General features: G+C 66.2%; 6 protein-coding genes. 1 reads left to right on the top strand and 5 read right to left on the bottom strand.

Going from position 1 to position 7,357, the window contains the following annotated elements:
* Positions 1 to 191: 191 nt before the first annotated feature.
* The 5 genes from Q0K12_RS02755 to Q0K12_RS02735 all read right to left on the bottom strand — a co-directional run bounded on the left by Q0K12_RS02755 (position 192) and on the right by Q0K12_RS02735 (position 5,722).
* Positions 192 to 1,571, bottom strand: coding sequence for a sigma-54 dependent transcriptional regulator (locus Q0K12_RS02755; RefSeq protein ID WP_297260177.1), 1,380 nt, complete (start codon positions 1,569 to 1,571; stop codon positions 192 to 194).
* A complete protein-coding gene (locus tag Q0K12_RS02750) occupies positions 1,568 to 3,094 on the bottom strand; it encodes an ATP-binding protein (RefSeq protein WP_297260175.1) in 1,527 nt (508 codons plus the stop codon). The genes Q0K12_RS02755 and Q0K12_RS02750 overlap by 4 nt, the downstream gene beginning before the upstream one ends.
* 20 nt (positions 3,095 to 3,114) lie before the next feature.
* The gene (locus Q0K12_RS02745; protein WP_297260173.1) at positions 3,115 to 4,485 is read right to left on the bottom strand and encodes a glucose-6-phosphate isomerase; all 1,371 of its coding nucleotides are present in this window, start codon (positions 4,483 to 4,485) and stop codon (positions 3,115 to 3,117) included.
* 81 nt (positions 4,486 to 4,566) lie between these two features.
* On the bottom strand, positions 4,567 to 4,923 hold the full coding sequence (locus Q0K12_RS02740; RefSeq protein WP_297260172.1) for a hypothetical protein: 357 nt from the start codon (positions 4,921 to 4,923) through the stop codon (positions 4,567 to 4,569).
* A 289-nt stretch (positions 4,924 to 5,212) separates the two neighbouring features.
* A complete protein-coding gene (locus tag Q0K12_RS02735) occupies positions 5,213 to 5,722 on the bottom strand; it encodes a YchJ family protein (protein WP_297260170.1) in 510 nt (169 codons plus the stop codon).
* 248 nt (positions 5,723 to 5,970) lie between these two features.
* Between Q0K12_RS02735 and Q0K12_RS02730 the strand changes: the two genes are divergently transcribed.
* Positions 5,971 to 7,236 carry an MFS transporter gene (locus Q0K12_RS02730; protein WP_297260168.1) on the top strand — a complete coding sequence of 422 codons (1,266 nt, stop codon included), beginning with the start codon at positions 5,971 to 5,973 and terminating at the stop codon, positions 7,234 to 7,236.
* The last annotated feature ends 121 nt before the right edge of the window (positions 7,237 to 7,357 follow it).

The following is a 7,357-nucleotide window of genomic DNA, read 5'->3' as shown; positions in this document are numbered from 1 at the left end:
CATTCGGCTCTTGGCAGAAAACCTCCAGCTTCATGTCTGAACGGAGGGTGAACAACGTGTTGACACTCTACAGCTAGAGCCTTTTGCCTTTAAAAAAGACGAAAGGCCGGTCGGCGCTGTGCCGCCCGGCCTTTCGTGAACGGAAAAACCGCGTTTTTTCCCGCAAAACGACAGGCTGTACTGAAAATGCGCTAATGTCCGGTGATGGCGTATTTCTTGAGCTTGTATTGCAGGAGGCTTTTGGAGATACCGAGCAGCTCGGCGGCCTTGACCTGCACCAGATCCGCCCGTACCAGCGCACGGCGGATGAGGGCGGCCTCGATCTTTTCCAGCGTGTCCGCCAGATCGAGCTGGACGGGCAGCAGATCCACGGCGCTTTTGAACTGCGCGTCTTCATCACGGATCTCGGCGGGCAGATTGTCCACCTCGATGACCGAGCCGGGCACCAGCACGATGCAGCTTTCCACCACGTTTTCCAGTTGGCGGATATTGCCGGGCCACTCGTAGCCCGTCAGGTAGTTGAGGGCTTCGGTGCTGAAGGTCTTGGGAGCCATGTTGTTGTCCGCCGCCACCTTTTCCACAAAGTGGGCCACCAGCAGCGGGATGTCCTCCCGCCGTTCCCGCAGGGGCGGCAGAGGGATCTGCACCACATTGAGGCGGTAATACAGGTCGTCGCGGAAGGTACCGGCCTCCACCATGCTCGCCAGATCCTTGTTGGTGGCGGCCACCACGCGGATATCCACCTCCACTTCTTCGCTGCCGCCCACACGCTCGAAGCGCCGTTCCTGCAGGACGCGCAAAAGCTTGACCTGCAGCTCCGGCGTGAGTTCCGCGATCTCGTCCAGGAAGAGCGTGCCCCCGTCCGCCTGCTCGAAGCGGCCGCGCCGCATGGCCACGGCCCCGGTGAAGGACCCCTTCTCATGCCCGAAAAGCTCGCTTTCCAGCACGCCGGGATTGAGCGCCATGCAATTGACGGAAACAAAGGGCTTTTCCTTGCGCGGGCTGGAGTAGTGGATGGCGCGGGCCACCAGTTCCTTGCCGGTTCCCGACTCCCCGGTGATGAGCACCGTGGAGCGGCTGGGGGCGGCCCTGTCCACCATGGCCAGCACGTCGCGTATGGCCCGGCTGCGCCCCACGATCTTGTGGACGCCGTAGCGGTCTTCCATAGCTTCCTGCAGCAGGCGGTACTGCCGGTGCGTCCGGGCCAGCTCCGTGGCGTTATGCAGGGAGAGCAGGAGCTCGTCATTGGAAAAGGGCTTGGTGATGTAGTCGAAGGCCCCGTACTTCATGACTTCCACGGCGCTTTCGATGGAACCGAAGGCCGTCATGATCAGCACCGGGATGTAGGGCCAGCTCTTCTTGACCCGTTGCAGCACCTCCCGGCCGGTGACGCGCGGCATCTTCATGTCCGTCACCACCACGTCCACCTCGCTTTCGCCCAGAAAGGCAAGCGCGGTCTCCGGGTCGCTGATGGCGGTCACGGCATAACCTTCATCCTCCAGCAGCGTTTGCAGCACCAGCAGGTAGTTCTTTTCGTCATCTATGATCAGGATATGCGATTTTTCGCTCATGCGTTCTCCTTGCTTGCCGCATCCGCCGGGCCTTCGCCGCGTTGCGGCGGACACGGGGCCGCCGGCAGGCTGACGGTCACCACCGCGCCGCCTTCCGCGGCGTTGGCCAGATGGAGCTGGCCGCCGTGGCTGGCGATGATGGACTGCACGATGGGCAGCCCGAGGCCCGTCCCGTCATCCTTGGTGGTGAAGAAGGGATCCAGCAGATTGGGCAGGATGGCCTCGTCGATGCCGGGGCCGCTGTCGCGGAACTCGAGGATGATCTCCTCCTGCTCGTGACGGGCGCATACCCGCATGACGCCGGGGCCGTCCATGGCCTGCTGGCCGTTGGTCAGGATATTGTAGAAGGCGCGGTAGAGCAGGTCCTTGTCGCCCAGTATCAGGAGGCCGGCCGGCGTGTCCCGCTCAAGGCGCACGCCGCAGCGGCTCCACTCCCCTTCCAGGAAGGCCAGCGCCTGATCCAGCACCAGGTTGACGTCCACCAGATCCTGCCGGGGCTGCCGGGGACGGGCGTAGTCCAGAAAATCGTTGACGGTCTGCGAAAGACGCACGGACTCGTCATAAATGGCGTCCAGGATGCGGCGGGTCCCCGCATCGGTCTTGTCCGTCCGGCGCTGCAAAAGCTCGGCGCTGGAGCGTATGATGCCCAGCGGATTGCGGATCTCGTGGGCGATGCTGGCGATGACCCGGCCCATGCTGGCCAGCTTCTCGTTGCTGTGCAGCTCGTTCTCCAGCTGACGGTTGCGGTTCATGCGCTCGGCCAATACCCGTTCGGCCCGATGGATGAGCATGAGCAGCAAGGCGAAGAGGATCACCGACGACAAAAGGCACATGACCACAATGATGCCCTGAAAGGCCAGCACCTGTTCGTAGTCCCCGGTGATGTCCTGCGTCAGCTCCAGCGCCCCCATGAGCGGCGGATCGCCCCCGGCCTCCAGCGCCTCGCCCCGCAAGGGACAAAGCAGGCGCAGGACGAAGGTCCCGCGCTGGAGCGGGATGTTGAACGGGGCTTGCCAGTCGGGGATGGCGGAAATGATCTCCACCTGCGCCGGGCCGCCGCGCAAGACCTCTTCCAGTCCTTCCGGGGCCAGCCCCGTACGTCCCAGATCCTCCTTGTTGGTGGAAAAGGCCACCAAGCGGGAAAAATCATAGATGCGCAGCCGCTCCACCGGCAGGCCGTGGATGACCGAACCGACCACCTCGTTGAGGTGCTCGTACTGCGAGGGCTGGCGCAGGGCGATGCGCCCGTGGGCGAGGATGGTGGGCAGGGCAAAACGCCGGAAGATCTGGTGATTGAGGTTGTCCGCCAGCAGGCGGGCGAATTCCTCCTGCTTGGTGAGCAGGGTCTGCCGCGCCGAATTGGATATGAAGAAGGACAAGCCCAGACTCGTCAGCAAAATGATCACGAGCGAGAGCCAGGAAAGCGTCCGCGCATAGCTGAGCGGCAGGTCCGCCGCCGGCGCTCCGGCGGTCTCGCGGGTCTCCGGCCGGGACCTTCCCAGCCATTCACGAATGCTGCGCATACCCTCGTGCCCCGCCGGACTCAAAACGGCTGCCGGTCGGCGCTCCGCGCCAGAAAGTCCCGCATGGCCGCCGCGTCCTCAGCCAGCCCCGGCGCGCCCAGACGGGCGTTGGCCAGCCGCTTGCCCAGCTCCACGGCGGGCTGATCCAGCGGATCGATGCCGTTGAGCCAGCCGGTCAGCAGGGTCGCCCCTTCCAGCAGGCCCATCAGAGCGCCCGCAGCCCTGGGCGAAGCGTCCTCCATCTGCACATGGGTCAGGGGCAGCCCGCTCCGGCAGAGGGCCATGCGCGTGCCCAGCGCCTCGGCGTCCAGCAGACAGCCGAAGGGGCGTCCCGCCAGCCACTGCCAGCGTTCCGGCATGTCCGCCGAAAAATGCGGCCCCGCGCCGCCCGCCTGCCGCACATCGGCTTCCGGCCCGCTCAGGAAAAGGCAGGCCTTGTTGCGCGGCCCGTCAAGGAACATCTGATTGATGGAGTGCTGATCCGTCACGCCCACGGCCGGCAGCGGCTGGCTGCCCGTGCCGTCCTTGCCGAGGCTCTCGGCCCAGAGCTGGGCGAACCACGCCCCGAAGGCGGCCCATTGCGGCAGATAGCAGAAAAAGATCAGCTGGTCATAGCCGCAGCCTTCCAGCTCATGCGCCCAGCCCGCCAGCCGGAAGGCCGGATGATCCGCCAGCTCTCCGGCATGCGCCGCCCGGATGAGGCTTGCTCCCTGCGCGGCCGCGCCGTCCAGCAGAGCCCGCCAGTCGATGCCCAGGAAGGCGGCGGGCACGAGGCCCACGGCGGACAGGGCGGAATAGCGGCCTCCCAGATGGTCCGGCACTTCCAGCGAGGGCAGAGCATGCCGCGCGGCCTCCTCACGCAGGAAGCCCCGCCGGTCGTCCGTCACGAGCAGGACATGCTCCCGCCAGCCATCCCCCAGGGCGGCGCGCAGCCAATCCCGCACCAGCAGGTACTGGGCTACGGTCTCGATGGTGCCGCCGGACTTGCTCACGCAGACGACGACGGTATCAGCGGGAGGGAGGCGGTCGAGCCAGCGGGTCAGGGTCGCCTCGCACACGTTGTCGGCTATCCAGAGACAGGGGCCGTCATGCCCGGGTTCATCCTGCTGCGGCGCAAAGGCACGCTGCAGGGCACGCGCGCCAAGCGCCGAACCGCCGATGCCCAGCAGGAGCATGTGCCGCCGGGCCTTCAGCCGGGGCAACAGGGGCGGCAGCTCCCGCTCCAGCCGCTGCCGGAACGGCAGATCGAGGAACGGCAGGCGTCCCTGCTCCACCTCCGCGGCAAGGCGGGAGGCCAGGGCCCCGGCCCGGGCGCTCGGCCGCCGCAGCATCTCCGCCGTCAGCCGGCCGGCCGCCGCATGTGACCAGTCCAGATAATGAGTCATGTGCATCTCTCCTGCTCTTCCCGCCGTGAGCCGCCGGACGGACGCCGGACGGACATGCGGGACACGCCGCCTCACGCGGATGCTCCCTCAATCAAAAAGACTCAGCGGTCTGGGAGCGAAAAAACGCTGCCGGACGTCCCGGTAGGTGCGGGGATGGACGCCAAAACGCCAGCGCCACAGCGGGCAGGCCTCGCGTGCGGCACACTGCCGAACCTCCCGCCTGCCGCCCGCACAGGCCAGACACTGCCGCCGGATCTCGCGCATGGCGCGCCGGGGCGCGTCCGGGCCGCACCACAGTTCCTGCGTGCCGGGCTGGGCCGCGGCCATGCGCCACTGCCACAGCGGGCAGAGCGTGTCCGCACATTCCCGCACGCCCTTGGGCGAATCCCCTTGACACTCAAGACAAAAACGTCTGATGGACGCGATGCTGCCGCCGCCTGCCATGCTTTCCCCTTTCCTGCCGCCGCGCCGCTCCGAGGACCGGAAGCGCCGGACATCCCGCCCGCGCCGCCGGACGCGCGATCATCTCCGGCAAAAAACAGCCCGGCCTTCCCGACAGATCCCCGACCCGGACAGGGTCAGGGATCGTATCCCGCCGCCGCGAAGCAGCGCCTTCCCTGCCGCACGGCCGGGGAGGACGGCCCGCACGACATGCCGCCGCAGCCAAGGCTTCCCGCCCTGCGGCGGACAGCCTTTCGCGGGCGGCACGCGCATCCATCCAGCCCCCGGGAATCTACCCGGCGGCCCCGCAGCACTTCTTGTACTTCTTGCCGCTGCCGCAGGGGCAGGGATCGTTGCGGCCGACCTTGGGCTCCAGCCGGCGGTAGGCCTGCGGCCGGCGCGCCTCGCCGTCCACATAGTAGAGCCTGCCGTCCTTGCGGGCAAAGAAGCTGCGCTCCCCTATCTGGCGCGTCACGCCTTCCAGTTCATAATAGGCATAGAATTCGGCCACATCGTACAGCTCGCCGTTGGGGCCCGCGGGGACCTGCTCCTGACAGGGGCCCATATCCAGCCGCAGCCAGTGCACGCCGCGCGTCTGCTCCTCAAGCTTTTCGACCGAGAGATCTTCGCGATAATCCGGGTGGGTCGTCTCCACCACATAGGGGAAGTTGCCGAGCGCGTACGCCGTATACCGGGAGCGCACAAGGCGTTCGGCCGTATCGGCCTGCTCCGAGCCATCCAGACAGGGGCCGCAGCAGGCAGCCAGTTCACGGCCGCTGCCGCAGGGACAAAGTTGGGACATGCCAGTATCCTTTGCTGAGGTAACCACAGAATCTTCCAGTTAGGGCATGTTAGCCCAGAGCGCCTTATCCCGCAAGCGATCTGCGGACAGAGGTCCCGGAAAGCCCATTTTCCCGGACTTTACCTTGTTGAGGGCTGGTGCTAGGCTGTTAAACCCTTTTTCACCCCCAACAACATGCGGCGACGTCTCGTTTCGCTCCGCATGCCGCCCGCCCCCGGCGCGGGGCCCGACGGTTGACAGAGGTAGCCATGCCCTTTCGCCCGAATCGCCCACGAGACTTTTCCGGCCAGCACCCCCAGGAAAAACTGCTCAGCCGGGATTTTATCCTGCTCTTCTGCATGGCCATGTGCTGCAACAGCTATCTGGCCGTGTTCTACTGCTTTGAACAATGGCTGGAAGGCCTCGCCGTCAGCCCCAACTGGCGCGGCATCCTGCTTGCCAGCCTGGCGGCCATGGTGCTGCTGTTCCGGCCGCTGGCCAGCGTGATCTTCCTCAAGCGCAACAAGCTGCCGCCGCTGCTCTGCACCATCATCCTCTCCAGCTGCGTCATGCTGGCCTACCCGCTGGTGCCCAAGGACCATGTGGTCGGCATGATCTGGACGCTGCGCATCGTGCAGGGCATCTCCCTGGCCGTCTATTCCTGCTGTCTGGTGACCGTCATGGTGAGCTGCATCCCCAAGGGCCAGAGCGCCCGCGGTTTCGCCCTCTTTTCCCTGACCACGCTTCTGCCGTATTCCATCATCCCCGCCGTGGGCGAGCGCATCCTCCCCCTGCTGGGCGGGGAGCCCTACCTCTTTGCGGCCACGGCCATGCTGGGCGTGCCCGCGCTGTGCATGCTGCTGCCGCTGGCCCCCAAGCTGCGCGCCTCGGAGCTCCCCGCCGCCGAGGCCGATCAACTCACGCCCCGCAAGCTCATCCATGCGGCCAGCCATTCGGGACTGGCCTTCATCTATCTGGGCTGCCTGGCCTTCAGCATCATGGTGAGCCTGGCCATCTACTTCATCAAGGGCCTGTGCGTGGAAACGGGCGCACGCCCGGAATGGTTCTTCCTGACCTACACCATCACCATGATCCTCATCCGCCTGTTCGGCGGTCATCTGCTGGATACCCTGCCCCGCTACCGGGTGGTGCCCATCTGCGCGCTGACGCTCGTCTGCTGCTTGCTGGGCTTTGCCTGGGCCCCGCGCAGCCTCTTCTTCGTCTGCGCCTGCTTCTACGGCATCAGCCTGGGCCTGCTCTACCCGCTGCTGGCCGCCACCGTCTACGACCGCTCCACCCCGGAGACCCGCTCCATCAATTCCAACGTGATGATGCTGACCTTTGACGCCAGCGGCATGATCGGCCCCCTGCTGGGCGGGGCCGTGGTCAATGCGGGCTGGGGCTACCGGGGCGTCTTCAGCACGGCCGCGCTGCTCGTTGCGGCCTGCGGCGTCTGCATGGTGCTGGACAGACTGCGCCTTGCCTGGTGGGAACACAAGGACAAGCGCCAGCGCCTGCGCTCCTGGGAGCGCTGACCAAAGGATTCGTCCATCCGTGCCGGCCTGACGGACGCGTGCGCGGGACGAAGCGCCGCAAGGGACCTCCGTAGCACAAAGCCGCCACAAAGCCCCCGGCAAGCCAGAGACCAGCCAGCCC

Origin of the sequence: uncultured Desulfovibrio sp., assembly GCF_944324525.1 — a bacterium.
Classification (GTDB): Bacteria; Desulfobacterota; Desulfovibrionia; order Desulfovibrionales; family Desulfovibrionaceae; genus Desulfovibrio.
The sequence above is the reverse complement of the archived record's forward strand: the minus strand, read 5'-3'. Positions and strand labels throughout refer to the sequence as shown.

What these genes read in the sequence shown, in the direction of transcription:
- Q0K12_RS02750 (WP_297260175.1), bottom strand. Translation starts at nt 3,094, where the DNA reads ATGCGCAGCATTCGTGAATGGCTGGGAAGGTCCCGGCCGGAGACCCGC.
- Q0K12_RS02745 (WP_297260173.1), bottom strand. Translation starts at nt 4,485, where the DNA reads ATGCACATGACTCATTATCTGGACTGGTCACATGCGGCGGCCGGCCGG.
- Q0K12_RS02735 (WP_297260170.1), bottom strand. Translation starts at nt 5,722, where the DNA reads ATGTCCCAACTTTGTCCCTGCGGCAGCGGCCGTGAACTGGCTGCCTGC.
- Q0K12_RS02740 (WP_297260172.1), bottom strand. Translation starts at nt 4,923, where the DNA reads ATGGCAGGCGGCGGCAGCATCGCGTCCATCAGACGTTTTTGTCTTGAG.
- Q0K12_RS02730 (WP_297260168.1), top strand. Translation starts at nt 5,971, where the DNA reads ATGCCCTTTCGCCCGAATCGCCCACGAGACTTTTCCGGCCAGCACCCC.
- Q0K12_RS02755 (WP_297260177.1), bottom strand. Translation starts at nt 1,571, where the DNA reads ATGAGCGAAAAATCGCATATCCTGATCATAGATGACGAAAAGAACTAC.